The organism is Saccharophagus sp. K07 (assembly GCF_014336955.1).
Lineage (GTDB): Bacteria > Pseudomonadota > Gammaproteobacteria > Pseudomonadales > Cellvibrionaceae > UBA5868.
This window is the reverse complement of sequence record NZ_QRAI01000002.1, coordinates 231,198-254,023: the sequence shown is the minus strand read 5'-3', so window position 1 is coordinate 254,023 and position 22,826 is coordinate 231,198. Positions and strand designations below refer to the sequence as shown.

Here is a 22,826-nt window from a genome sequence, read left to right as displayed (position 1 = left end):
TTACTCCAAAGGGGATAGAAACTCGATAGCGGGTTCACGGGAGATGCGGATATCACCGCGAATGCGATACTCGCCCACGGAATCCTTCATGGTTTTATAGATCCAGCGCCCTTCTGCGTCGGAACGGGCATAGATCATCACCGCTTCATCCGACTGCTGCACGCGCTGGGCAATCTCGATCAACAACTGTTTGGCTTCTTCGGACTTCTGCGCCAGAGCCTGGGCCGGCAAAACCACTTTGCCTCGCCCCTCTTCTTTTTTTACGCCGGAGTCGGATTTTTGCGGCGCAGGCGTGCGTTTTTTGATCTCCGCCTCATAAGTCGCCAGCAGTTCGGCGTTGGGGAACGCGGCCTTTGCCACTTTTAATTCCGCCGCGGCAGCGGAAATCAGACCGGCGCTCAAGCCGCGCTGAATCCGGTCCGCATAGGCTAGAAGAATACTGTTCAACCCCGCCTGAGCCTGTTTGTTGCCCGGATCGAGCATTTGCACTGCGCGGAATCGGTCGTAGGCGTTGTCGTGAGCCGGTTGGGTCATGCGATCCTTTTTGAGGGCCGCATCCGCCTCGGCCAACAATCGTTCAATGGTCTTTTGTTTCGCGGATTTTGGCGGCCCTTCTGCCTGAGGTGATGGGACAACCGGCGGCTCGGGCTGGGGATCAGGCTTGATCGGGCCGACACCGCCACATGCCAGCAACAATCCGGCGACCGCAATCAGAGATGGCAATGTAAGAGGAGCTCGCACGTACCGCATGGGCTGATATCCGTGGCAGGGCAAAGTAAGTCACGCGGCGCAGTGTAAGGATTTGCGGTGGAAGAAGGAAGAACTGGGACCCAACGCAAGCTTTTGCCTTGGATTGCGCGGATCGCCGGAACTCCTTTGGTAGCGAAACGTCAGAAATCCGATAGCAAAGCCAGGATTGCTCAGCCGCTTCAGGCTTCCTCCAACATTGCTGTTTATAATGCCGTTGCTGTCTACGCATTCGACTACGGGATATCTATGCGCACACTGCTTCACCTTTGCACTTTTTTGTCGTTGGTCATAGGCTTTTCCGGCGCGCGCGCCGCCGGTCTCGATTTAGGGCCGCTCGGTTCCAATAACGGCGGGTTTCTGCCGGTTGAGGAAGCCTATAAGGTCAATATCACAGTCGAAGACGAACAGCTCTTTATCGACTGGACCATCGCCAAAGGCTACTACCTCTACCGCGAAAAATTCCGCGTCAGCGCCAAAGTCGGCGACAACACTCAGGCGGTGAATGCCCAGTTGGAGGAAGGACAGCAGAAGTACGACGAGTATGAAGAAAAAGAAGTGCCGGTTTTTTATGACAGCACCCGCATTACGGTTCCACTGGCAGGTCTGCCCACTGAATTTTTACTGAATGTCCGCTCACAAGGCTGTGCCGACGCCGGTCTGTGTTATGCCCCGCGCTCACAAACCTTCCAGATCAATCGCAAATTTGGCACTGCCATTGAAACCGCCCCTGCAGCTGCAGGCTCATCTGCCGCCCCTAGTTCTGGCGCAGGTGCCGGTGGTAGCGATTCAGGGCTTTTTAGCGCTAATCCCTCGTACGGCGCGGCACTGTTTCTGGCACTCGTGGGCGGCATGATCCTCAACCTGATGCCTTGTGTGTTCCCGGTACTGTCCCTCAAAGCACTGAGTTTTGCATCGTCCAGCGGTAGTGCGCACAGCCACCATCTGCACGGCTGGGCCTATACCTTGGGCGTGGTCGGATCTTTTGTGCTCGCTGCAGTGGTTATTATCGCGGCGAAAACCGCGGGCGAGCAGTCGGGTTGGGGCTTCCAATTGCAGTCGCCCACCTTCGTCGCCTTTATGGCGTATTTGTTTCTGGTGATGGGCTTGAGCTTGTCCGGCATGGTGTATTTCGGCACCAGTCTGATGGGCATCGGCCAGGGCCTCACTACGCAAGACGGTTTGCGCGGCTCTTTTTTCACTGGCGTGCTCGCCGCTCTGGTTGCCAGCCCCTGCACCGGCCCTCTGATGGCCACGGCATTGGGCTTTGCCCTGACGCAACCGCCGCTGGTATCGCTGTCGATCTTTGTCGCGCTCGGATTCGGCATGGCGCTGCCGTTTTTGTTGCTCAGCTACAGCCCGCGCCTGGCCAGTGCGCTACCGCGCCCCGGCCCCTGGATGGAGAAATTCAAACAATTCCTGGCTTTCCCCATGTACATTGCAGCCGCCTGGCTGCTGTTTGTATTCGGCCGCCAGGTCGGCATGACCGGCGTGTTTTTCCTGCTGATAGGCGCTATCGCGATAGTGCTGGCGATTTGGCTTTGGCAGAACCTGCCTGAACATCCTAGCTGGCGCTGGGTGGTCAAAAGCACCGGTCTCGCAGCCGTTCTGGTGGCGGGTTCCATTGCTTGGATAGGAGCGGACTTCCGCTCTAACACCGACGGCTGGCAACCCTTCTCCGCAGAACTGGTAGAGGAACTGCGTCTCAACGGCCAACCCGTCCTGGTCAACTTTACCGCAGATTGGTGTATCACCTGCAAAGCCAACGAAGCCGTGGCACTCTCCCGCGAGGGCTTTAAAGCGGCTGTAGCCCAGCACAAGGTCGCCTTATTGAAAGCTGATTGGACCAACCAGGACCCCACCATCAGCGCCGCCCTTGCCAAATACAATCGCAGCGGAGTGCCGCTTTATCTGCTATACCCTGCTGACATGAACAAACCGGCTGAGATTTTGCCGCAGATTCTGACCCAGGATTTGGTCATAGAAGCGATTAAACGCGCCGCAGGCAGTGCCGTCGCCAGCAATCCTTGAAGCTGGGTGGTTTCGCTAAAAGGTGCGCGGCACCGTCTCGAAATCAGTCGATTATGCGCAACTTTTAGGCGAACTCTCAGGAAATTAATGCTTTTTCATGGACACATAATTCCAACTTAGGCACAATCGCTGCCCAGATCAGGGGTAGCCTTTTTCGCATGCCCCTTCAATCCAGCAGCCATGGAGGCTCTTTGAACCGGATTTGTCGGTTCGCTGAGGCTCATAGCGCCTGCCAGTCCTGATCCAAGACTTCAATTATTCCGAGAACTTATGGCCACCATCCTGGTGTTACACGGTCCTAATTTGAATCTGCTCGGCACCCGCGAGCCGCATATTTACGGCTCCACGACCCTGGCGGATATCAACCTTGCTCTGCAGGAGACTTGCCGCACGCGCGGTCACCACCTGCTGACTTTGCAGAGCAATGCGGAATACGAATTGATCGAGCGCATCCATGACGCCGCCAAAGAAGGCGTCAACTTCATCATTATCAATCCCGCTGCCTTCACCCATACCAGTGTGGCACTGCGGGATGCGCTCGCCGGAGTTGCGATTCCGTTTATCGAAGTGCACATCTCCAATGTTTTTGCGCGGGAACCCTTCCGCCATCACTCATATTTGTCGGATATAGCCCGCGGCGTCATCTGTGGCCTCGGGGTACAGGGTTATCAGTTGGCCCTGGAAGCGGCGTTGAATTTCCTCAATCCGCCGTCGACCGACACCCAACAACCCCAATCTAAATAATTTGATCCAGAGTCCTAGCGAGAGGCCCAGATGGACATTCGTAAAATTAAAAAACTCATTGAAATGTTGGAGGAATCCAACTTAGCGGAATTGGAAATCAAGGAAGGTGAAGGCTCCGTCCGCATCAGCCGCACACCGAGCGGCGGTGTTTATGTGCAACCGCAAGCACCTGCCTATGTCGCTCCGCCGGCTGCCCCAGCACCCGCTCCGGCCGCTGCCGCGCCAGCCGCTGCACCAGCTGAAGCTGCTCCGCAAGCGCCCGCTGGCCACGTCATCCGCTCGCCCATGGTCGGCACCTTCTATCGTTCACCCAGCCCAGGCGCCGCCGCGTTCGTGGAAGTCGGCAGCCAAGTCAAAGCGGGTGATGTGGTTTGCATCATCGAAGCCATGAAGATGATGAACCAAATTCAGGCCGACAAGAGCGGTGTCATCAGCGCCATCCACGTCGGCGACGGCGAACCCGTGGAATTCGATCAACCTCTCGTCTCCATCTCCTAACGGGGTTTCGGTATGTTCGAAAAAGTACTCATCGCCAACCGCGGCGAAATCGCCCTGCGGGTCATGCGCGCGTGTAAAGAGATGGGCATCAAGACCGTCGCCGTCTATTCACAAGCTGACCGCGACCTGAAACATGTGCGCCTGGCGGACGAGTCCGTTTGTATCGGCCCCAACCCGTCATCTCAGAGCTATCTGAATATTCCGGCGATCATCAGCGCGATGGAAATCACCGATTCCGTCGCCGTGCACCCCGGTTACGGCTTTCTGGCGGAAAACGCGGATTTTGCCGAGCAGATTCAGAAGAGCGGCTTCACCTTTATTGGACCCGATCCGGAAGTGATCCGTTTGATGGGCGATAAAGTGTCCGCCATTCAAGCCATGAAAGCGGCTGGTGTACCTACCGTGCCCGGCTCCGGCGGCGCCCTGCCCAACGATCGCGATGCCTGCCTGGAAATCGCCCACAAGATCGGCTTTCCAGTGATCATCAAAGCCGCTGCGGGCGGCGGTGGTCGCGGTATGCGCGTGGTGCACACCGAATCGGCCCTGATGAACTCCATCCAGCTCACCAAATCCGAAGCCAAAGCGGCATTCGGTGACGATACTGTGTACATGGAGAAATTCCTCCAGAACCCGCGCCACGTAGAGGTGCAGGTGCTGTCTGACGGCCAGGGCAATGCGGTGCATCTGCATGATCGCGACTGCTCGCTGCAACGCCGTCACCAGAAAGTGCTGGAAGAAGCCCCGGCTCCGCATATCGACCCGCAAGCGCGGGAAGAGGTTTTTAAAGCCTGCGTTAAAGCCTGTATCGATATCGGCTATCGCGGCGCCGGCACTTTTGAATTCCTGTACGAAGACGGCCGCTTCTACTTCATCGAGATGAACACCCGTATCCAGGTGGAGCATCCGGTAACCGAAATGATCACTGGCGTCGATCTAATCAAAGAACAGATCCGCGTCTGCGCAGGCGAAAAACTCAGCCTGAAGCAGAGTGACATCAAAGTGACCGGTCACGCCTTCGAGTGCCGTATCAACGCCGAAGACCCCAAAACCTTTATGCCCAGCCCAGGGAAAGTCACCAACTTCCATGTGCCCGGCGGTTTGGGCGTGCGCGTCGATTCGCACCTGTACAACGGCTATACGGTTCCACCCTATTACGACTCCATGATCGCCAAAGTGATTACCCATGCGGAAAGCCGCGAAGCGGCACTGGCCCGTATGCGTGTTGCCTTGGATGAAATGGTGGTTGGCGGCATCAAGACCAATATTCCTCTGCAACAGGATCTGGTCCGCGACGCAGCCTTCGCCAAAGGTGGTGTCAACATCCATTATCTGGAGAAAAAGCTGAATCTCTGATTCGGTCCGGGGCGCCGGTCGGCGCCCCTTCCTAATCCACTCAAGCCCTCCTGCGACGCCCTGGTTAGAGCTGCTATGCCTTGGTTAGAACTGCGAATCGATAGCAACCGCGAAGACGCTCCCGCTCTGGAAGATGCCCTGCTGGCCGCCGGCGCACTTTCCGTCACTCTGCAAGACAACGCCGACCAGCCAATTTTTGAACCGGCGCTGGGGGAAACCCCGCTCTGGCAGGAAACCCGTGTTACTGGACTGTTCGAAGCCGATGTGGATACCCGCCGTATCGAGCGCCGCCTGCGCCTCGAACGTCCGCACTGGCATGTGGTGGAAGACAAGGACTGGGAACGGGAGTGGATGCAGCATTACCACCCCATCAAGTGTGGCGATAACCTGTGGATCTGCCCTAGCTGGCTGACGCCGCCGGATCCTTCTGCAGTCAATCTTCTGCTCGATCCCGGTCTCGCCTTCGGCACCGGTACTCACCCGACCACCTTTTTATGTTTGGCCTGGCTGAGCCAACAGCAACTGCAAGGCAAGTCGGTGGTGGATTACGGCTGCGGCTCGGGCATTCTCGGAATTGCGACTTTATTGCTGGGGGCGGAAAAAGCGGTAGGCGTGGATATAGATCCGCAAGCCCTGCTCGCCAGTCGCGACAACGCGGAGCGCAACGGTATTGCCGGCGAGCGTTTCCCGGTGTATTTCCCTAATAAAGCGCCCAAAGAACCCGCCGATGTGGTGCTCGCCAATATTCTGGCCGGGCCATTGGTAGAACTGGCGCCGACGCTGATAGGTCTGCTCAAGCCCGGCGGTTTGATCTGCCTTTCCGGCGTGCTCGCCACGCAAGCCGAAACGGTACAAAAAGCATATCGGCATGTGATTGAGTTCGACCCGATCCAACAAAAGGAAGAATGGGTTTGCATGAGCGGGAGAAGAATTGCGACTTAAGCCCAAGCCTTCCCCAGCGGCGCGGTTTTACCTGTACAGTGGTTGCGATTAAACTTCTCGTAATTTTTCCTCGACGATAAAGGATTTTCTTCAATGGCAGACATGATCACACGTTGTCCGAAATGCGGTACCGCGTTCCGCATCTCCGACACATTGTTGAAGTCTGCCAAGGGCATGGTTCGCTGCGGTTCGTGTCTCAGCGTGTTCAACGCGCGCGAGCATCTGGAAACCAAACCGGTTGTGCGAGCCAATCCTGCGCCAGCGCAGACAACCACAGCGCCAGCGCCTCAAACCTCCTCGCCCCATTGGGAACAACCGTCCGAAACAGAAACTCACGTCGGATCTCAACAATCCGAGGCTCAACAAGATAATCCTTACCAAGATCGTTCTTCCCAGGATGAAGATCGATTTACCGCCGAAGATAGCGGCCGGTTTAACGATTCTGATTTCACCTATTCTTCCTCACATGAAGAAGCCCTTCATAAGGACGAAGAGGATTTCGCCGGCACCCACGATGCAAGCGAAGAAACCTTAGTGCGTCGCTGGCCGATTTCGGAACCCGAAGACGAAAGAATCCCAAGGTCCGCGGCTGTCTCGTCTGAGTCAGACGACGTAATAGATGAAGAAGACGATGAATCCTGGGCGTTGGAGCTGCTCAAGGATGACTCGGACCTCAATATCAAGTTGAAGAAGATCACCACGGCGCCCACACCAGCGCAGGAAGAAACCGTTCCGGCCGAGCCCGACAGTTCTCGGGTCAGCTCACTCGCCGACGAACTGGATTCTCTATTGGCAACCGATGAGGCACCTGCACATTCATCCCAGCCTGCAACCGACTCGGCTGAACGGGAAACTCAAGCCCAAGAACCTGAACAATTTGAAACTGCCGAACGCGATGACGAAATCTCGTTACAGCAGGACGAAGCAGAAACAGAATCCGCACCCGTAAAAATCGCTAAGGGAGATCAGGAGGAGGCCCCCGCAGCGGTGGAAGAAGAACCCACGGTTGTTATCAAGCGCAAGCCCATCCGACCCAAGCTGGAGCCGAAATCGCCTGCACTGCACGAGGTTATAGCGGCCCTGGAGCCAGAGCCTTTGGAGGTGAACTGGCAAGAGCCGGGCGCGTGGCGCAAACGCCTGTTATGGCCGGCACTGGCCCTGCTCGCCTTGGTATGTCTGTTGGCGCAAGTGGCCTGGCTGGAATTCGACCGCCTGAGTCGCATCGAACCCTATCGCGCCGTTTATGGAATCGCGTGTCGCTATATCGGCTGTCAATTGCCTGAGCTAGTCGACCGATCCCAGATCCAGACATCCAACCTGTTGGTGCGCAGCCATCCGACTGTAGTGGACGCTTTGCAAGTGGACGTGATTCTGCAAAACAACGCGCCATTCGAGCAGAGCTTCCCCAGTCTGGAACTTACCTTCACCAACTTGCGCAGCGAGCCTGTTGCGAAGCGCAAGCTGACGCCTGCCGAGTACCTCGGCGGTGAACTCGCGGGGCGCGATAAGATGCCCATCCGCCAGCCGATTCATATTGCGCTGGAAATCGCCGATCCCGGCAAAGAAGCTGTCAGCTATCACATATCCATCGTTGATTAATAAATTTTTTAATCGGCCTTAGATGATTGTGATAACAAGCTATTTTTTGATCAATCTGATTAAAATGTGCGTTCCCAAAGCCATTTCTTAGCGTTATGATACCGCCCCTTTCCGGCCCTCCCGGCCGGCTCCACCATTGGTGAAACCAGCATTAACCGAAGCACAGACTCTGTTGACTACTGTGCCAGATCTCACTAACGACCTTAGGCGCTAACGCCTTTCGGGGGAAAGCAGTTGTTCCGAATCGGACCCTATCAAATTGGCAGCCAGACCGTACTGGCACCAATGGCCGGTGTGTCGGACCTGCCGTTTCGGTCCCTGTGCGCCCGTTTGGGAGCCGGACTGGTGGTCAACGAAATGATCAGCGCCGATACTCGTCTGTGGAACACCCGTCAAAGCCGCACCCGTCTGTTGTGGGGCGACACCGCCGGTCCCCGATCCATGCAAATTGCTGGCAGCGAACCTGCGCAAATGGCTGACGCCGCGCGCGCATGCGTTGATGCCGGTGCGCAAATCGTCGACATCAATATGGGTTGCCCTGCCAAAAAGGTTTGCAACAAAGCGGCTGGCTCAGCGCTTTTGCGGGATGAGGTTCTGGTAGCGGACATTCTGGCCGCGGTAGTCAATGCTGTGGATGTGCCCGTAACGCTCAAGATTCGCACCGGCTGGGACAGCGACAATCGCAATGCCCGCACTATCGGCCGGATCGCAGAAGACAGCGGCATTGTGGCCTTGACCATTCACGGTCGCACCCGCGCCTGCCGCTTCAATGGCTCCGCAGAGTACGACACCATTGCCGCCGTCGCCGCAGATCTGAGCATTCCGGTTATCGCCAATGGCGACATAGATTCACCTCACAAAGCCCGCGCAGTGTTACTGCATACCGGTGCCAAGGCCGTTATGATAGGTCGCGCCGCCCAGGGCAATCCCTGGCTTTTCCGCGAAATCAACGCTTATTTGGCCGATGGCACTGTGTTGCCCCCGCCGACGCTGTGCGAGATCGAGACGGTTCTTCACGACCACCTCGATGGGCTTTACGACTGTTATGGCGCATTTATGGGCTGTCGCATCGCCCGTAAACATATGGCCTCTTATCTGGAAAAACCGCTTCGCGGTTACTTTTCCACAGTCTCAGAGGCAGAAGTGTGGCGTCAAAATTTCAATTCTCTTAACACTCCAGAAGAACAACGAAATGCCGTCCGACATCTGTTCGACCGGCTGAATCAACTAGAGGACCAAGCAGCATGAACACCGCAGAAACCTTGATCTCCGAACGGACCGTCGATCTGACTGGCAAGACCAGTGAAGGCTACACCGCTAGCCAGCGGCCGTCCTTGCGCGACAGCGTGGAAATTGCCGTGAACAACTATTTCCAACACCTGGAAGGCCAGGATGTCACCGACGTATACGAAATGGTGATGTCAGAAGTCGAAACTCCGTTGCTGGAAGTTGTGATGAAGTACACTCGCCACAACCAAACCAAAGCCGCACAAGTGCTCGGCCTGAACCGCGGAACACTGCGCAAGAAGCTCAAGCAATACGGTTTGCTGTAAGCGAAACAGTTTTACAGTGACCCACAGGTTTTACGGTTACTGAAACACTCGGCGGCGGCGATCATGTATCTGCCGCCCGCACTAAGCGGGATTTTCCGCACGACGAAGCCAAGAGCTTCAATTCCAACCTTTTTATTTGATTGATATCCCCGACGCGATTCGCGCTCAGCACCCGCTTTGCGTGGCGTATATGTTTTTCGCCGCGTCGGATCCAACAGGAAATACCATGACCGGCCCCAATCTCGTTTCCATAAAACGCGCCCTCATCAGCGTCTCCGATAAAACTGGCATAGTCGACTTCGCCCGCGCTCTGCAGGCCCAGGGTGTTGAGCTGCTCTCCACTGGCGGCACCTACAAACTCCTGGTGGAAAACCAGATTCCTGCCACAGAAATCGCCGATTACACCGGCTTTCCCGAAATGATGGACGGACGGGTGAAAACCCTGCATCCCAAAGTACACGGTGGCATTCTCGCGCGCCGCGGCCAAGATGATGCGGTGATGCAGGAGCACGGCATTCAGCCGATCGATCTGGTTGTGGTGAACCTGTACCCGTTTGAAAAGACCGTGGCCAAGCCGGACTGCTCGCTGGAAGACGCTGTTGAAAACATCGATATCGGCGGACCTACCATGGTGCGCGCGGCAGCGAAAAACCATGCTCACGTGGCCATCGTGGTCAGCCCGGCGCGCTATCCGGCCATTCTGCAAGAGCTGCAAGCCAACAACGGCCAATTGAGCCTGGCTACCCGCTTTGACCTGGCCATCGCCGCTTACGAACACACTGCAGCCTACGACGGTGCCATCGCCAATTACTTTGGCCGCCTGGTCGCTCCTGGCTCCGAGAATTTCCCGCGCACCTTCAATACACAATTCATCAAAGTGCAGGAAATGCGCTACGGCGAGAACCCGCATCAGAAAGCGGCGTTCTATCGCGAAGCCAATTTGAATGAAGCCAGTGTTGCCTCTGCACAACAGCTACAAGGTAAAGAGTTGTCCTTCAACAACGTGGCTGACACTGACGCGGCGCTGGAAACCGTCAAGTTGTTCCAGAATCCTGCGTGCGTGATCGTCAAACACGCCAACCCTTGCGGTGTTGCGGAAGCAAACGACATCCTCGCCGCTTACGAAAAAGCTTTCGCCACTGACCCCGAATCCGCCTTCGGCGGCATCATCGCCTTCAACCGCGAACTCGACGCCCGCACCGCTAAAGCGATTGTCGACAAACAATTCGTCGAAGTGATCATTGCGCCCAGCGTCAGCGCGGAAGCCAGCGCTGTGGTCAGTGAAAAGAAAAACGTGCGTCTGTTGCAGTGCGGCCAGTGGGGCGAAAAATCCCTGCCCGGACTGGATTACAAACGCGTCACTGGCGGCTTGCTGGTGCAAGATCGCGACCTGGGCATGGTCACTCTGGACGATCTGGAAGTGGTCACCAAACGCGCGCCTACCGAAGAAGAACTGCAGGATCTGTTGTTCGCCTGGAAAGTGGCAAAGATGGTCAAATCCAACGCGATCGTGTACGCCAGCGGTCGTCAGACCATAGGCGTGGGCGCCGGCCAGATGAGCCGCGTCAACTCCGCCCGTATCGCCGCCATCAAAGCCGAACACGCTGGCTTGAAAGTCAAAGGTTCCGTTATGGCCTCTGATGCTTTCTTCCCTTTCCGCGACGGTATCGACAATGCCGCTGCTGTGGGCATCGCTGCGGTCATTCAGCCCGGCGGTTCTGTGCGCGACGAAGAAGTGATTGCCGCTGCCGACGAACACGGCATGGCGATGGTCTTCACCCGTATGCGTCACTTCCGCCACTGATAAAGGAGTTTTTTCGATGAATATCCTGATCGTCGGCAGCGGCGGACGCGAACATGCTCTGGCCTGGAAAGCGGCGCAAAATCCAGATGTGAATACTGTGTTTGTCGCACCCGGCAATGCCGGCACCGCGACGGACGACAAACTGCAGAACGTCAATATCGACGTTCTGGACTTTGCGGCCCTGGCCGATTTCGCCGTCAATAACGGCGTTGCCTTGACCATCGTCGGCCCGGAAGCGCCGCTGGTGGCAGGTATAGTCGACTACTTCCAAGAGCGCGGCCTGCCCTGCTTCGGCCCCACCAAAGGCGCCGCGCAGCTGGAAGGCTCCAAAGCCTTTACCAAAGATTTTCTCGCCCGCCATAACATCCCCACGGCGGCCTATCAGAACTTCACCGAAGTCGAACCAGCTCTCGCCTATCTGCGCGAGAAAGGTGCGCCTATAGTGGTGAAAGCCGATGGTCTCGCTGCAGGTAAAGGCGTGATAGTCGCGGAAACCCTGGAACAGGCAGAAGAAGCCGTGCGCGATATGCTGTCCGGCAACGCCTTTGGCGACGCGGGTTGCCGCGTAGTGATCGAAGAGTTTCTCAGCGGTGAAGAAGCCAGCTTTATCGTGATCGCCGATGGCAAAAGCGTTCTGCCCATGGCAACCAGCCAGGATCACAAGCGCGTTGGCGACGGCGACACCGGCCCCAACACCGGCGGTATGGGCGCCTACTCTCCAGCGCCTGTTGTGACAGACACGGTTTACCAGCGCGTAATGGACGAAGTGATTATGCCGACCATTCGCGGCATGGCGGCGGAAGGCAATTCCTACGTCGGCTTCCTCTACGCTGGCTTGATGATCGACGCCAGCGGCGCACCCAAGGTGATTGAATACAACTGCCGCTTTGGCGATCCGGAAACCCAACCGATCATGATGCGCTTGCAATCGGATTTGGTGACCCTGTGCGCCGCCGCCCTCGACGGCACCCTCGATCGCTGCAAAACCGAATGGGATCCACGTCCCGCAGTGGGTGTTGTACTGGCCGCCGGCGGTTATCCCGGCGACTACGCCAAAGGCGCGCCGATCAGTGGACTGGATAAAGCCGCTGCGCTTTCCAGCGAACTCGACGGCAAGGTCTTTCACGCGGGCACCAAGGTCAAAGATGGCCAAGTGGTCACCAATGGCGGCCGCGTGCTGTGCGCGACCGCCTTGGGCAACAGCGTGACCGACGCGCAACAAAAAGCCTACGCCCTGGCGCGAACCATTCAATGGGACGGTGTCTATATGCGCAACGATATAGCCTACCGAGCCATTGATCGCGAGCAAGCCAATTAGGAGACCTATGCCGACAGCACTGTCGTTCGCCTGCACTTTTTTACTCGGCGCCCTCCTGGTGGGGTGCGCCCAAAAAACTGTAAAACCGGAGCCGCAGTCGATTCGTCTGCGCGGCGACGCCAGTGTCACCCAGCCCGCCACCGCGGGCACCATCAAAAAAGACCTCTTCAATATCGTGGTCGGCCCAGACACCATCAAGGTTAACGGCGTGGCCTTCAAGAATATCGCTGAGTTGGACAAATTCCTGTCCGGCTATCAGCAACCCGCATTGACAGTTGCGACGCACAAATGCCTCAGCAATGAAAAAGCCGCAGAAGTGATTGGCCTTGCGCAACGTCATACGGACGTGCCCATCGCCTTTGGCTCTTACGGCAACTACGACGACCCGGAATGCAAAACGGACACAAAGAGCAAGAAGCGTCGGTAAAAACTTTATGAATGATTTAAATAAGTGGCGGGACTATCTACGGGACTTTGCTGAAAAGCGCGAGTGGACGCAGTTTCATTCGCCCAAAAATCTCGCCATGGCGTTATCGGTGGAAGTGGCGGAACTGCTGGAGCATTTTCAATGGCAGACGGAAGAGCAATCGCACAATCCCGAGCCTGAACGCCTCGCCGCCATTGCCGATGAAATCGCCGATGTGCAACTCTATCTGATCCGCCTAGCCGACCGTCTCAAGGTTGACATAGGCCAGGCGGTTGAGCAGAAAACCAAGAAGAACGAAGAGAAATATCCCGTCGAAAAAGTGCGCGGGAGTTCGCGCAAATATACGGAATATTAAAAACTATCCCAAATACCTGCGCTCAGCTGATTTTTTAGATGGGTGCAAAAAAACCGCACCAACCTCAAGCGAGGTTGGTGATAGCGCCGGTGGAAAATCTGGGATCGCCAAATGAATTGGCGCTGGCTCCAAATAAATTGAGAATTCCGCTCAGCAAATCGTTGTGGCTGCGGCCATTGAAATTCAGCATACGGCCTGTGCGCAATCCACCACCATTTCCCGCCAGCAGAAACGGCATATTTTTCTTATCGTGAGTGGGTGGATCCGATATTTCCGAACCTATAAAAACCACACTTTCATCGAGTAAGCTGTGCCCGCCCATATCCACCTCTGCCATTCGCTGCAACAGATACGCGTGTTGCTCCGCGTACCAGGTGTAGATTTTTTGGCATTCATTCGGGCGGAAGCCGCCATCGTGTTGGTAGTAGTGATGGTGGTCGGACAAATTCAGCCAGGGGAAGGTGTGTTTAGCTTCCGTATCCGTCCATTGCAGCGACGCAACGCGGGTAATATCGCAAGCCATCGCCATCACAATCATATCCATCATCAACTTACCGACTTTGGGAATGGCAGCATCGGTGCGGTTGTCCTTGATGCTACCGGTATCCGATGAATTAAGACCGGATTTGGGATTGTAATCCGACGTATCCACCCGCGTCGGTTTAACACAGGCGCCACCGACGACCACTTCGTTTTGCAACGCGTTTTCAATTTCACGAATTTTGGTCAGGTGTTGTTCCAGACGCGCACGGTCCGCCATGCCCAATTGTTGCGCCAAGGTTTGATAACGTTTGCCGACAAAATCCAATACCGATTTGCGGCGGGTGAGCAACGCCAAGGCTTCGGGATCCGTATTATCCAGTTGGCCGAATAAATCATTCCAGATTTGTTGCGGATCCAGGCGCGGCGGAATGGGATTAAAACGGCCGTTATCTTCGAAATTCAGCGCATTAATGGGATGCAATAAACCGTGGGACTTTCCCGTGGCCCAGCGAATGGCAACCTGCAAACTTTTTAACGGTGTATCGCCGCCGATGCGATTGGCAATAACCTGATCGAGAGAAGGACCACCCGAATAATCATTGCGCGCCGCATTTTGTGGTGTACCGGTCAAGAGCGCGATTATGCCGCCTTGATGCTGTTCGCCTATGGCGCTTTTCATATCGAGTCCGTGGGGAATCAATATTTTGCTTTTCAATGAATTTAGCGGCTGCAAAATCGGACCGAAATTAAAATTAAATTCCGATCCGGAACTCGCCCATTTATCCCGCACTGTGCCGCCGGGGGTGTACACCGTCAAAAACCGTTTGGCGAGATTGTATTGCTGCGAATAAGCCCTGGTGGGCGCCATGATTTCCAGCCACGGCAGAGCAATAGCGATGGTACCTGCACCACGTAAAACCGAGCGACGGGTTAAGTTGAGTTTCTTTTTCATAGCAGCTCCCAGAACTCGTTATTGCCGGTGATCAGAAGGTAAATGCAGAAACGCATCAGTTTGGGTCAGATCCACAAGCAAAGTGCGAATGTCGTAGCCTTTTTCTGCAAATCTGGTCGTCACTTCTTCTTTAATGCAGGACTCACTCGCACCTATGGTTTTGCCATAGGCAAAATTCGCCCAGTTATAGGCAAAACACTGATGAGTGCGCGGATCGTCGGCAATGGCCTGTACCAATTCCACCGCGTTGCTCACGCGAATACCGGTTCCCGGAAGTTCACCGCTCGCATCGATCAATACATTATTTTCGTGCGTGCGGAAGAGACCAACCGGGTCGAAATTCTCGAATACCAAACCGACGGGATCCATTTTTTCGTGGCAGGTTTTGCACACAGGGTCTTTCGAGTGTTGGCTGTAGCGATCGCGCCCGGTCAAACCGGAACTCGGATCTGGTGGTTTGATTTGTTCGAGAATATCGCCAGTGGGCAGCGGAATATTGACGCACAATAATTTTTTCATCACATAAGCGCCGCGCACCACTGGATTGGTGTGGCCGGAGTGGGTTGTGCCCGCCATTATGCCCGCGTGAGTTAACACCCCCAGGCGTTTACTGGTATCCATCGGCACTTCTTGAAATTCATCGCCGTAGACACCGCTGATACCGTAGAACTTGGCGAGGGTTTCATTCATAAAGGTGTAGGGCGCGGTCAATGCGGAGGCCCAATCACCCGGGCCGGCAAAAATATGATGTTCCAAAAATGTCTGGGTTTCTTCGCGCATTAACGAACCAATCAGCGCATTAAAATTTGGATAAGCAACAGGATCGCGCTCCAGATGGTTCAGCGAGGAAATTGGCAAATATGCATCGAAGAAATAGCGGATCATATTGCGACTGCGTTCATCGGCGAGCATACGTTCCGCCTGTGCTTTTACTTGTGCGGGCGTAGAAAGCTGGCCATTTGCCGCCGCCTGCAGCAGTTCGTCATCCGGCATGCTCCCCCAGAAGAAATAAGACAAGCGCGACGCCATTTCATAATCCGTTGGTTTCAGACGGCCATCGACCATCACACCTTTTTCCACGCGGTAGAGAAAATCCGGCGCTTGCAAAATCGCTTCAATAACACCAGCTATGGACTTTTTGAAATTGCTGCCGTTTTGCATCAGGCTGCGCTGCAAATCTTTATAGGCTTGCACCTCTGTGCTACTGACGGCGCGGCGAAATGCGCGCGGCAATAAACGCTCGATAATCTGATCCGCACAGGATTGTTGGTTATTGCTCTGCACTGTCTGCACACAGGAATGCAAGCTCTGCCATTGGGATGGGTTATTGATAACGCGTTCAGATATACCCTCAGCCACTTTGCTGTATTGCTCTGCCAGGAAGGAGGATACCGACATGGAGTTGGCATCGTTGCCAAAACCATTGCCGATTTCCTCACTCGGCAAATCGTTGCCGGGACGCGTGTTATCACCCAACAAATGCAGCACTGTATTGTTGTATTCAAAGCGGGTGAGACGGCGCACAGGAGAGGATTTCACTTGGCAATCCGCGGTGCCCGGCGCGTCGTCATTAAAGGCATACAGAATAAAACCAGCCACACTGCGTGCGCAGTCACCGGTGCAGCGATCTCCCGCGACCGGCATGGTCATGGAAATTTTGCTGATCAGCGCAGCTGCGGAGCCACAGGTTTTGCATTGGGATTTAATCAGCGAGGGAAAAATACCATTGCCATCGCCGGAAGGGCCATGGCACTGCGAACAGGAGGCGTTATAAATGCCTTCACCGCTGGCGACAGATCCGTCGGAAAACGCCACCACATTATCTCGGTCGGCGTAAATTTCGATACCGGAAAGCGTGCCGTTGTCTTTGCCCGCGGTTACTTTGATAGAAAGCGAACCGTCGTTGACAGTAATTTCCGGCGACTCAATCTCATAAGCGGAAAATTTGCCGGCTTGCGCATGAATATCCAGATTTTTCGCCAGTGTCTGTCCTTCTACGACAACATCGATAATGCGTGAATTATCGGCATCCCAGAACATCTCGACGAATTTTAATTTGACTTTATAGCGCCCCGAGCCAATAGGAATTTCGTAATTCAAATCGCCCCAGCGTTCAGACTGAAACAGCGCCTGCTGTTGCGTTCCGGCAATTTGATTCGCCACCACCTGGGCGGTGCCGCCAAAAATATTGGTCCGCTTCGAAGGTCAAGCCTTTGGTGTCCCGGTACGAACCTCCGCCCACATTGATACCCAGAATAAAATTCCATTTATCCAAACTTGATACCGGAGAGCCGGAACCGCTGCTCGCTGAACTGCTCGACGATGATGAGCCGCTGGAAGTTTCCTCGCCACCGCCACCGCAGCCGGTGAGAGATGCTACCCAGCAGAGTAAGGGAATAAATAATTTTTTTGTACGCATATGTTATCCCGGCAAGTTATTGAGTAATCCCTGGAAGTCGTCTCAAAATCGGAGCGAGATCCGATTTTGAGACGGTTTTACCTACCCCCATGGTCGTTGCGTACAACCTGACACTCGCAACAAATCCGCTTTATTAGAAGCCACCTCTAAAATCAGCCAAACGCAGATATTTCTGAAATCGCTTCTAGAATCGACGGTCAGATCATTATTTTTTATATATGCAGCTACAGCGCATCGAATACCGAATGCTATTTGATCGTAAATTAACGTTATTTAACCTGTGGGAATTTTGTCGCAGTTTGCCGGGCAAAATTCGCAGAAAAAATTCAATTTTCGCTGCTAAATTTTTCTACTCGTCTCATTGAATATTTTGAGCCACCGCATTTGGTGAAAATATTCCCACTGGCTGACGCGCCTTTATTTTTCATTAATAAGCCAGCACCACCGTTGAAACACTGCGCGGCCCTATATCCAGCGTTGCCTTTTGGCCGTCGACAGAAATTGCACGACTTTCGCGCGCCGAATATTGCGAGGTGTAATAAAACTCGGCGCTGTTGATTTTCTGCGGAATCCCAATAATGGTGCCGTTAACCGAACTGGTCTGACGATTGAGAATCACCAGCACAATTTTGTTATCACCTTGGTATGCGGTTATTTCCAAACCATTGGTTTTGCTGTTTTTCGCAGTGCCAACGCGGACATAACCAGGGCGGACAAATTTGGAATAGTGGGAAAATGCCCAGCCGCGTTTGAGCACCTGCCCTTTGGGCGTTGGCCATTTGCCATTGGTTTCGTCACCAATAAAGGAGTAATAACGGCGCGCCCACCACCAGATATAGGCATTCCAATTGGCCTCCATGGAGCGGTGCACGGTGCGCAAAATGGTATCGAGGGTTTCATCCCACACGGCTTTGTTTTGCGGGTCGCGCCAGATGGTTGAGCCATTGGCACCGCCGTTCGCGCCGTCGGCTTCGTGGAAATTCCACTCGGTCATCCAGACTTTTTTGCCTTTTTGTACCGCGAGCGGATAGGCCGATAGATTGGGGCCATTTTCCTGGCCGTATATATGGCCGCCGATATGACCGAATTTGGTTACAGCTACGGAATCATTGAGTGACGGGTCAGTGAGACGCCGGGCAAAACCCAAACTCTCGCCGATCATGATGCTGGTGTTTTGAATCTTGTCGCCATGATCGCGCAGGAAAATGCGGAACTCGTCGCCGCTCCAATCGCAGGAGTCGTAATCCGGATGCCAGTCTGGCTCATTCTGCAGAGAGGTGACATTGATGGTGACGCCGCGCCCGCGCATATATTGCACGTAATCATTTAGATGATAGGCGTAATCGTCGTAGTACTCGGTTTTGAGCTTGCCGCCGTTGACGCGGCTGTTATTGGTTTTCCAGGCAGCTGGCGGCGTCCAGGGTGAGCCGAGGATTTGGACTTTGTCGCCATAGGCTTGCGCCAGCGCGAGGGCATCGGCATAGACGCCCCATTGATTGCGCTCAGGATCGATAATCGTGCGCACAATCGACATTCCGAGCTCACCCTCACCCAATCCCACCAGGGTACGGGTTTCGGCAGCAGTCCAAGAGGACTGCCCCCACATGGGCATAGCGCCGCCAAAGCCGTCGATGACTTGGTAGGTGGTGCTGGTATCAACGGTAATATCCGCTCCTGTAGGCGGAGTTGTCGGCACTATGACTCCCGTCATCGCCAGATCATCAACGTAATAACTGGCGCTGACGCTATCGGACTCCACGTAAACCTGCAGATCGTTTACCGGACCTGAGGGCGAGTGAACATAGGTGCCATGCAGCTGTGTCCAGCCGCTGCTGGTCACTGGCGCCGAAGCGACATTGGGATATCTCGCACCCGTCGCATCCGTATATTGAATCGTCAACTTGGCAGTGGTGGGACCCTCACCCGCAGCCAATTGCACCCAAACGTAAAATTCGTAGCTGTTGCCAGGCGTCAGCTGCGGCAGTGGAAACGCCACTCCATGCCAAGCCGCCGAGCGATTAGTGACCAAAATACTGTTATTGCCACTGCGCTTGACGCTGGTGTTCAGCTGAATCTGCGCTGCCCCGCGCGCTACCCACGGACTTATGCCGGCTTTCACATCACCGTTGCTCAATAAATTGCCCGGCACAGGTGTAATAACACCCGAAGACGACGAACTCGATGAGGAGGAAGAAGAGCTCGATGAGCTGGAAGAAGCACTGGACGCGCCACTGGCTGAGCTGGAGGTCGAAGTCGATCCGCCGCAAGCTCCGAGCAACAGGGTCGTCGCAAGCAGGACGCCCACGTAGAAACTGTTCAGGGGTAATCGCATAACTGGCCTTTCTTATTGGAATTCTGAGGCCGGACGGCAATCCGGCCTTTCCAGAGTACGAATGCCAGGTTATGGTCAATTAGTTTGAAAGCTATGAAAAGTTAAAAATTACAAATAATTGAATTAATTTTTCTATTTGTTAAAGGCGAGCACTAAGACCTGCGACGCAAGCCTGTACCGAGGTGCAAACCAGGTCACATGAATAATCCCGCAGATAAACTCCGTTCCGGCGCCACCAAGTGGCGCGCGGGGCAACACATGATCAAGACCAAGCTGCTGCCTTCTGCTTAAACCTTCTTCTCTTCGCGATCTTCAGCGCGATTGCTCGCTATGTCTTGGCGGATATGGCGATAGCCGTAGTAACCCACACAACCCAACATGGTTATCATGGCGATCACTGTCACCAAGCCCGCGACTACAACACCGTCGATATACATAACACCTCCACCGATTAACGTTTGCCTCTGCCTATTACCATCTGCTGCGGCTATTTCTTTGATCATTCCCTGTCAGCTTCACTATAGAAGCCCACCGGTTTGGCGATTTGATGCACATCAACTGTCGCGCTGGCGGAATTTGTTTTAGAACAAATGTGGTGTTTCCGCTGGAATGCTCATTGGGAGCTATGGTCAACTCGGCTATTATTCAGCTTCTTATAAGAACGAATGGCGGGACCATAGGGCGGGACAATTGATGCAGTGCGGGATCACAGATATGACCAATCACAAGGCAGTCAAAATCCAGGGGCGGGTTCAGGCTTATCAATGGGGAGGAACGAACTTTCTTCCGGAGCTGCTGGGCTACACCAATCCGTCCCAGCGGCCGCAAGCCGAATACTGGCTCGGAGCTCACCCCTGCGCGCCCGCCTCCATCAGTGGTCGAGAGATCGCGCTCGGCGACTTCCTCAGCGAACAACAGGCTCCGCCGCTGCAGTTCCTGCTCAAGATTCTCGACGTGCGCGATATGCTGTCGATTCAGGTCCACCCCAACAAAGAACAAGCCAAAGCGGGTTTTGCACGGGAAAATGCCCTCGGCATAGCGCTCGATGCGAAAAACCGCAATTACAAGGACGCCAACGATAAGCCGGAATTAATGGTGGCACTGAGCGAATTCTGGCTGTTACACGGATTTCGTCCGATCGCACAAATCGCTGAATTACTGGAAAACAAATCCTATTTAGCACCACTGCGCGATATTCTGCTAAAAGACGGATTGGCCCAAGCGTTTGCTCATGCACTGGAATTTTCTTCGTCTGCGACTCAAACCATGCAACAGACATTGGCGCAAGAGCTGCGCGATAAATCAGCGCTCGATAAAAATACACCGGAATTCTGGATTCAGCGCTGGCTGGAAAAAAATCCCACAGTCGAAAATGGCATTCTCACGCTCTACTTTTTAAACCTTATCAAAGTAGAGCCCGGCATGGCCGTTTATCAACCCGATGGTTTGCTGCACGCTTATCTGGAAGGTCAGAATGTGGAGCTTATGGCGAACTCGGATAACGTTCTGCGTGCTGGCCTGACACCTAAACATATCGATGTTGCAGAATTGCTCTCCATTTGCACTATAGAGCCAAGCAATCCAAACGATTACGTCATTCATCCCGAAATAATGCCCAACGGCGAACGCCGCTTTATTACACCATTTACCGAATTCGAGTTAGCCGAGCTTAACGCGCAGAGTCAATCCGTCATCGAATGGGATGTCACTGCTCCGGAAATTATTTTTTGTTACCAAGGCAGCGCGACATTGAATGCGACTCTCGACCTTCAAAAGGGTGAAAGCGCCCTGCTGCTGCCGGGAGAAAAAATCGCGCTGCATCTGCAAAAGGACGCAATTCTATTTAAAGCGCGCAATCTGCCTTAGGCCAAGACCTCAATCAGGGATGTGAAGATGAAACCTAATCTAATTCAATTTCAGCCGATCGATTTAGCTCGGCATATGGATATATGCGCGCAATTTCGCGAGGATTCTTTTCGCATTAGCTTTCCGGAAAATGACGAGTGGAGGAAACGCTGGAACTATGCCGAATACAGATCCTGGCTTGAAAAACACGTCGAACGCTTTCCCGAAGGCGCACTACATTTATGGTGCGGCGAGGAAATTATCGGCCAACTGGAATTTGCCTACACCGACGAATGGGCCCATGTAAACCTCTTCTATCTCCGCCCGGACAAACGCGGCTTGGGCTACGGCGCCCTTCTACAGCGGCATGTAGCAGATTTTATATGTCTCAGAGGCTATTCATCCGCCACATTGCGAGTTACCCCCAGCAACGAACGCGCAATACGGTTTTATTTAAAACATGGATGGAAGGATACAGGCCCGGATGAGCAATATCCGGAAGTGCATTTATTTAGGATTGATTTTTAAAAAACCAATCACAGGAAGATTCCCAGCGCAAAGAAAATAAGAACAGGAGTACGAAATGGAAATTGTCAGAGCCGAAGCGGACGACTGCGCGGCAATCGCACGAATTTTGGCGCGCTCCTGGCAGACGGCTTATCGCGGCATTATGTCAGATGAACTATTGGACAATATTTCGGTACAGAGACTCGAACAAGGATGGAAAGAGAATTTAAATTCCGGCATTGAAGCTTATTTATTATGGCTGTCCGGAGAGGCCATTGGCGTAGTTGAGGTCAGCAAATTTCGCGACCCTATAACAGAATTTTCCACCTGGGGTGAGATACCCATTATTTATCTGCTACCCGAGTACTACGGCTTCGGCCTGGGCGGCAAGCTAATGCGATTTGCGCTCTCCCTTCTGCGCGAGAGAGGAATGGAAAATGTGGGTGTTTGGGCGCTAGAGAAAAATTCGCGAGCCATTCGGTTTTATAAAAAACACGGGTTTTTATTGTCACAACACACCAAAGTGCATAAGCCCACCAGTCTTCTCGAAGTCCTTCTGATTAGACAAAGCCCCTGACCTGTCGGAAGGCGGCTTTGCCTTTTCCGACCATATAACCGCCCATATTGCGCAAGCTAATTTATTATCGCGTTCGTTATTTCTTTTAATATTCTTCGGTCTTCGGCGTTTATTTCAGAACCGATAAAACAGGCAGCAAATTCCAGATTTACATTTTCTAACAGTTTCAATCTGTTTTTGCCTTTTAGCATCACGCCACACGAGTGAGGAAAAAACCTTTTTGTGTTATTCATCCAGGTTTTTGCCGACTCGTATCACACTTTTCGCCGATAAACATTTATTAATTTGCGAAAAATCAGCAAAGTCACCTATTTGCGCAAACTATTGAACTTTTCACGAT

General features: G+C 54.0%; 21 protein-coding genes. 15 read left to right on the top strand and 6 right to left on the bottom strand.

Annotation, left to right across the window (positions count from 1 at the left end; genetic code table 11):
* Positions 1–750, bottom strand: coding sequence for an N-acetylglucosaminyltransferase (locus tag DWB84_RS07645; RefSeq protein WP_187409184.1), 750 nt, complete (start codon positions 748–750; stop codon positions 1–3).
* Between the two features lie 246 nt (positions 751–996).
* Between DWB84_RS07645 and DWB84_RS07640 the strand changes: the two genes are divergently transcribed.
* The 12 genes from DWB84_RS07640 (at position 997) to DWB84_RS07585 (ending at position 13,371) form a co-directional block, all read left to right on the top strand.
* Positions 997–2,778, top strand: coding sequence for a protein-disulfide reductase DsbD (locus DWB84_RS07640; RefSeq protein ID WP_187409183.1), 1,782 nt, complete (start codon positions 997–999; stop codon positions 2,776–2,778).
* A 270-nt stretch (positions 2,779–3,048) separates the two neighbouring features.
* A complete protein-coding gene (gene aroQ, locus DWB84_RS07635; protein ID WP_187409182.1) occupies positions 3,049–3,522 on the top strand; it encodes a type II 3-dehydroquinate dehydratase in 474 nt (157 codons plus the stop codon).
* A gap of 30 nt (positions 3,523–3,552) precedes the next feature.
* The gene (accB, locus tag DWB84_RS07630; RefSeq protein WP_187409181.1) at positions 3,553–4,020 is read left to right on the top strand and encodes an acetyl-CoA carboxylase biotin carboxyl carrier protein; all 468 of its coding nucleotides are present in this window, start codon (positions 3,553–3,555) and stop codon (positions 4,018–4,020) included.
* A 12-nt stretch (positions 4,021–4,032) separates the two neighbouring features.
* Positions 4,033–5,373, top strand: coding sequence for an acetyl-CoA carboxylase biotin carboxylase subunit (accC, locus tag DWB84_RS07625; protein WP_187409180.1), 1,341 nt, complete (start codon positions 4,033–4,035; stop codon positions 5,371–5,373).
* 75 nt (positions 5,374–5,448) lie between these two features.
* The gene (prmA, locus tag DWB84_RS07620; protein WP_187409179.1) at positions 5,449–6,315 is read left to right on the top strand and encodes a 50S ribosomal protein L11 methyltransferase; all 867 of its coding nucleotides are present in this window, start codon (positions 5,449–5,451) and stop codon (positions 6,313–6,315) included.
* 93 nt (positions 6,316–6,408) lie between these two features.
* Positions 6,409–7,914, top strand: a complete 1,506-nt coding sequence (locus tag DWB84_RS07615) for a DUF3426 domain-containing protein (protein WP_187409178.1) — start codon at positions 6,409–6,411, stop codon at positions 7,912–7,914.
* Positions 7,915–8,199: 285 nt separating this feature from the next.
* A complete protein-coding gene (dusB, locus tag DWB84_RS07610) occupies positions 8,200–9,162 on the top strand; it encodes a tRNA dihydrouridine synthase DusB (RefSeq protein WP_370589699.1) in 963 nt (320 codons plus the stop codon).
* Positions 9,159–9,467, top strand: a complete 309-nt coding sequence (gene fis, locus DWB84_RS07605) for a DNA-binding transcriptional regulator Fis (protein ID WP_187409176.1) — start codon at positions 9,159–9,161, stop codon at positions 9,465–9,467. The genes dusB and fis overlap by 4 nt, the downstream gene beginning before the upstream one ends.
* Positions 9,468–9,693: 226 nt before the next feature.
* On the top strand, positions 9,694–11,271 hold the full coding sequence (purH, locus tag DWB84_RS07600) for a bifunctional phosphoribosylaminoimidazolecarboxamide formyltransferase/IMP cyclohydrolase (RefSeq protein ID WP_187409175.1): 1,578 nt from the start codon (positions 9,694–9,696) through the stop codon (positions 11,269–11,271).
* Positions 11,272–11,287: 16 nt separating this feature from the next.
* Positions 11,288–12,589 carry a phosphoribosylamine--glycine ligase gene (gene purD / locus DWB84_RS07595; RefSeq protein ID WP_187409174.1) on the top strand — a complete coding sequence of 434 codons (1,302 nt, stop codon included), beginning with the start codon at positions 11,288–11,290 and terminating at the stop codon, positions 12,587–12,589.
* A gap of 7 nt (positions 12,590–12,596) precedes the next feature.
* Entirely contained in the window at positions 12,597–13,016 is a 420-nt protein-coding gene (locus DWB84_RS07590; protein WP_187409173.1) for a hypothetical protein, read from the top strand.
* A 7-nt stretch (positions 13,017–13,023) separates the two neighbouring features.
* Positions 13,024–13,371 carry a nucleotide pyrophosphohydrolase gene (locus tag DWB84_RS07585; protein ID WP_187409172.1) on the top strand — a complete coding sequence of 116 codons (348 nt, stop codon included), beginning with the start codon at positions 13,024–13,026 and terminating at the stop codon, positions 13,369–13,371.
* A 64-nt stretch (positions 13,372–13,435) separates the two neighbouring features.
* Here DWB84_RS07585 and DWB84_RS07580 read toward each other — a convergent pair whose 3' ends face one another.
* The 5 genes from DWB84_RS07580 to DWB84_RS07560 all read right to left on the bottom strand — a co-directional run bounded on the left by DWB84_RS07580 (position 13,436) and on the right by DWB84_RS07560 (position 20,060).
* Positions 13,436–14,806, bottom strand: a complete 1,371-nt coding sequence (locus tag DWB84_RS07580; protein WP_187409171.1) for a DUF1552 domain-containing protein — start codon at positions 14,804–14,806, stop codon at positions 13,436–13,438.
* 18 nt (positions 14,807–14,824) lie between these two features.
* Positions 14,825–16,972 carry a DUF1592 domain-containing protein gene (locus tag DWB84_RS07575; protein WP_187409170.1) on the bottom strand — a complete coding sequence of 716 codons (2,148 nt, stop codon included), beginning with the start codon at positions 16,970–16,972 and terminating at the stop codon, positions 14,825–14,827.
* Entirely contained in the window at positions 16,920–17,225 is a 306-nt protein-coding gene (locus DWB84_RS07570) for a hypothetical protein (protein ID WP_187409169.1), read from the bottom strand. The genes DWB84_RS07575 and DWB84_RS07570 overlap by 53 nt, the downstream gene beginning before the upstream one ends.
* Positions 17,226–17,652: 427 nt before the next feature.
* On the bottom strand, positions 17,653–19,557 hold the full coding sequence (locus tag DWB84_RS07565; protein WP_187409168.1) for a carbohydrate binding domain-containing protein: 1,905 nt from the start codon (positions 19,555–19,557) through the stop codon (positions 17,653–17,655).
* A 287-nt stretch (positions 19,558–19,844) separates the two neighbouring features.
* Positions 19,845–20,060: a hypothetical protein gene (locus DWB84_RS07560; protein ID WP_187409167.1), complete on the bottom strand. Its 216-nt coding sequence runs from the start codon at positions 20,058–20,060 to the stop codon at positions 19,845–19,847.
* A 211-nt stretch (positions 20,061–20,271) separates the two neighbouring features.
* Here DWB84_RS07560 and manA point away from each other — a divergent pair, with 211 nt between their 5' ends.
* From manA to DWB84_RS07545, 3 genes are read left to right on the top strand one after another with little or no spacing between them, the layout of a single operon-like run.
* A complete protein-coding gene (gene manA / locus DWB84_RS07555; RefSeq protein ID WP_187409166.1) occupies positions 20,272–21,423 on the top strand; it encodes a mannose-6-phosphate isomerase, class I in 1,152 nt (383 codons plus the stop codon).
* Between the two features lie 27 nt (positions 21,424–21,450).
* Positions 21,451–21,930, top strand: a complete 480-nt coding sequence (locus DWB84_RS07550; RefSeq protein ID WP_187409165.1) for an N-acetyltransferase — start codon at positions 21,451–21,453, stop codon at positions 21,928–21,930.
* A 55-nt stretch (positions 21,931–21,985) separates the two neighbouring features.
* A complete protein-coding gene (locus DWB84_RS07545; protein ID WP_187409164.1) occupies positions 21,986–22,486 on the top strand; it encodes a GNAT family N-acetyltransferase in 501 nt (166 codons plus the stop codon).
* The last annotated feature ends 340 nt before the right edge of the window (positions 22,487–22,826 follow it).

Bases quoted from the DNA above. Each gene is read 5' to 3' on its own strand.
- DWB84_RS07645 (WP_187409184.1), bottom strand. From the start codon at position 750: ATGCGGTACGTGCGAGCTCCTCTTACATTGCCATCTCTGATTGCGGTC.
- DWB84_RS07640 (WP_187409183.1), top strand. From the start codon at position 997: ATGCGCACACTGCTTCACCTTTGCACTTTTTTGTCGTTGGTCATAGGC.
- aroQ (WP_187409182.1), top strand. From the start codon at position 3,049: ATGGCCACCATCCTGGTGTTACACGGTCCTAATTTGAATCTGCTCGGC.
- accB (WP_187409181.1), top strand. From the start codon at position 3,553: ATGGACATTCGTAAAATTAAAAAACTCATTGAAATGTTGGAGGAATCC.
- accC (WP_187409180.1), top strand. From the start codon at position 4,033: ATGTTCGAAAAAGTACTCATCGCCAACCGCGGCGAAATCGCCCTGCGG.
- prmA (WP_187409179.1), top strand. From the start codon at position 5,449: ATGCCTTGGTTAGAACTGCGAATCGATAGCAACCGCGAAGACGCTCCC.
- DWB84_RS07615 (WP_187409178.1), top strand. From the start codon at position 6,409: ATGGCAGACATGATCACACGTTGTCCGAAATGCGGTACCGCGTTCCGC.
- dusB (WP_370589699.1), top strand. From the start codon at position 8,200: ATGGCCGGTGTGTCGGACCTGCCGTTTCGGTCCCTGTGCGCCCGTTTG.
- fis (WP_187409176.1), top strand. From the start codon at position 9,159: ATGAACACCGCAGAAACCTTGATCTCCGAACGGACCGTCGATCTGACT.
- purH (WP_187409175.1), top strand. From the start codon at position 9,694: ATGACCGGCCCCAATCTCGTTTCCATAAAACGCGCCCTCATCAGCGTC.
- purD (WP_187409174.1), top strand. From the start codon at position 11,288: ATGAATATCCTGATCGTCGGCAGCGGCGGACGCGAACATGCTCTGGCC.
- DWB84_RS07590 (WP_187409173.1), top strand. From the start codon at position 12,597: ATGCCGACAGCACTGTCGTTCGCCTGCACTTTTTTACTCGGCGCCCTC.
- DWB84_RS07585 (WP_187409172.1), top strand. From the start codon at position 13,024: ATGAATGATTTAAATAAGTGGCGGGACTATCTACGGGACTTTGCTGAA.
- DWB84_RS07580 (WP_187409171.1), bottom strand. From the start codon at position 14,806: ATGAAAAAGAAACTCAACTTAACCCGTCGCTCGGTTTTACGTGGTGCA.
- DWB84_RS07570 (WP_187409169.1), bottom strand. From the start codon at position 17,225: ATGCGTACAAAAAAATTATTTATTCCCTTACTCTGCTGGGTAGCATCT.
- DWB84_RS07565 (WP_187409168.1), bottom strand. From the start codon at position 19,557: ATGCGATTACCCCTGAACAGTTTCTACGTGGGCGTCCTGCTTGCGACG.
- DWB84_RS07560 (WP_187409167.1), bottom strand. From the start codon at position 20,060: ATGATCAAAGAAATAGCCGCAGCAGATGGTAATAGGCAGAGGCAAACG.
- manA (WP_187409166.1), top strand. From the start codon at position 20,272: ATGACCAATCACAAGGCAGTCAAAATCCAGGGGCGGGTTCAGGCTTAT.
- DWB84_RS07550 (WP_187409165.1), top strand. From the start codon at position 21,451: ATGAAACCTAATCTAATTCAATTTCAGCCGATCGATTTAGCTCGGCAT.
- DWB84_RS07545 (WP_187409164.1), top strand. From the start codon at position 21,986: ATGGAAATTGTCAGAGCCGAAGCGGACGACTGCGCGGCAATCGCACGA.